The following is a 2,105-nucleotide window of genomic DNA, read 5'->3' on the forward strand; positions in this document are numbered from 1 at the left end:
GCGAAGGCGCGCGGTTTGTGGTGTGGCTGCCGCTGCACCGTGCCGCGGACGCGGAGGCCCCATGGCCGAAATCCTGATCGTCGAAGACAACGAGGCCAATATGCGCCTCGCCCGCCTGTTGCTGGTGAACGCCGGCCACAGCGTGTTGTGGGCCGCCGATGCCGAGACCGGGCTGACCCTGGCCCGGGAAAAACAACCGGCATTGATCCTGATGGACATCCAGTTGCCGGGCATGGACGGCCTGGCAGCCACGTCACTGCTCAAGCAGGACCCTCATACCGCGCACATCCCGGTGATCGCCCTGACGGCCATGGCCATGAAGGAAGACCGTGACAAGACCCTGCGGGCCGGCTGCGATGCCTACATCATCAAGCCCCTGCGCTACAAAGAGCTGTACCAGGTGATCGACACGCTGCTGCAAAAGAACATTACTCCCTCGACTTGAGTCCTCTCCATGGCCAGCCAACCCGCAACGCTGTTGATCGTTGATGATGAAATCCAGGTGCGCAAGCTGCTGGAAACCCTGCTGCGCCACGAGGGTTACCAGACCGTGAGCGCCGCCAGTGGTGAAGAAGCCTTGCAGTTGGTGGCGCAGCGGCCGCCGGACTTAATCCTGCTGGACATCATGATGCCGGGCATGGACGGCTATGAAGTGGCCAACCAGCTCAAGGGCAACCAGGCCACGGCGAACATTCCGATCATCATGCTTTCGGCATTGAGTGAGTCCAGCGCGCGGCTCAGTGGCCTGGAAACCGGTGCTGAAGAATTCATCAGCAAGCCGGTGGAGCGGGTCGAGTTGTGGCTACGGGTACGCAACCTGCTGCGGCTCAAGGCCCACGGCGATCGGTTGAAAAGCCATAGCCAGTTGTTGGAGCAGCAACTTCAACACCACCAAAATGAGTCCTCGCGGTTGAATGTGCATGACCTGGCGCGCCTGGACCTGGAAAAAGCCCTGCGCCTGGCTGTCGAGCGCGAAGAGTTCGTGCTGCATTACCAACCCAAGGTCGAACTGGCCAACGGTCAGGTGTGCGCCCTCGAGGCCCTACTGCGCTGGGACCGGCCCGGTTACGGTGCGGTGTCTCCAGCGGTCTTCATACCGATCCTGGAAAGCCAGGGCTTGATCGTCACGCTCGGGCGTTGGGTGATCGACAACGTGTGCCGCCAGATCGCAGCGTGGCAATCCGGCACGGTGGGCGCGGTGGAGGTATCGGTCAACGTTTCGGGGCATCAATTGATCGAGGGTGACCTGATTGCCGATATCGCCCAGTCCCTCGCCCAGGCCGGCGTGGAAGCGCATTGGCTGGAAGTTGAATTGACCGAAGGCTCGCTGATGGAGAACACCCAGCACACCATCGCCAGCTTGCAGCGCCTGCGGGCGATGGGGGTGAAGATCTCCATCGACGACTTCGGCACCGGCTATTCCAGCCTGGCCTACCTGCGGCGGTTCCCGATTGATACGCTGAAAATCGATATCGCGTTTATCCGCGAAGTCACCAGCAACCCGCAGGACGCGGCTATCACCCGCACCATCATCGAACTGGCCCACAGCCTGAAGCTGCGAGTGGTGGCCGAAGGCGTGGAAACCCAGGCGCAGCTGGAGTTTCTGCGGGAAGCCGGCTGCGATCAGATCCAGGGGTATCTGTTCAGCCGGCCTTTGCCGATGAAGGAGCTGGAGCGCCTGCTGCTGGATAAGCGCAGCCTGGTCAGGCCGCAGCCTCACTGACTTCGAACAACCCCACCAGCTTCTGCAACTTGTTGGCATTGACCCGCACGGTTTCCGCGCTGGTCTGCAACACCCCTACGGTCAGGCGCATTTGCTCCGAAGAGTGGCTGACCTGCTTGATGGTCTTGCCATAGTCGAGGCTGCGGGCGTTGAGCTGCTGGATGATGCTGAACATGCTCTCCACCGCCTGGTGCAGGTGCACGTTCTCCGAGGAGGCGTCCTCGGCCAGGCGCAGGCTGCTGTCGACGTTGGTCACGCCGTTTTCCATGAAGCCTACGGCCTTGCGGGTTTCGCCTTGCAGGCCCTCGACCATCTGGCGAATGTCTTCCGCTGCCTTGGAAGTGCGTGACGCCAGGGTGCGGACTTCGTCGGCCACCACCGC

3 protein-coding genes are annotated in these 2,105 nt (G+C 61.9%); 2 read left to right on the top strand and 1 reads right to left on the bottom strand.

Annotated features, from left to right (window positions below; translation table 11 throughout):
- The first annotated feature begins 61 nt into the window (after window positions 1-61).
- Together HX846_RS29005 and HX846_RS29010 are read left to right on the top strand one after the other, a co-directional pair.
- The gene (locus tag HX846_RS29005) at window positions 62-445 is read left to right on the top strand and encodes a response regulator (RefSeq protein WP_008430409.1); all 384 of its coding nucleotides are present in this window, start codon (window positions 62-64) and stop codon (window positions 443-445) included.
- A 9-nt stretch (window positions 446-454) separates the two neighbouring features.
- Window positions 455-1,723, top strand: a complete 1,269-nt coding sequence (locus HX846_RS29010) for an EAL domain-containing response regulator (protein WP_177123649.1) — start codon at window positions 455-457, stop codon at window positions 1,721-1,723.
- On the opposite strand, the gene HX846_RS29015 is transcribed toward HX846_RS29010, so the two are convergent.
- On the bottom strand, window positions 1,704-2,105 hold a 402-nt coding region (locus HX846_RS29015; protein WP_256740064.1), incomplete at its 5' end, for a methyl-accepting chemotaxis protein. The two genes, HX846_RS29010 and HX846_RS29015, sit on opposite strands and share 20 nt — an antisense overlap.

Origin of the sequence: Pseudomonas sp. K5002 (assembly GCF_013386655.1) — a bacterium.
GTDB lineage: Bacteria > Pseudomonadota > Gammaproteobacteria > Pseudomonadales > Pseudomonadaceae > Aquipseudomonas.

What these genes read in the sequence shown, in the direction of transcription:
- HX846_RS29010 (WP_177123649.1), top strand. Translation starts at nt 455, where the DNA reads ATGGCCAGCCAACCCGCAACGCTGTTGATCGTTGATGATGAAATCCAG.
- HX846_RS29005 (WP_008430409.1), top strand. Translation starts at nt 62, where the DNA reads ATGGCCGAAATCCTGATCGTCGAAGACAACGAGGCCAATATGCGCCTC.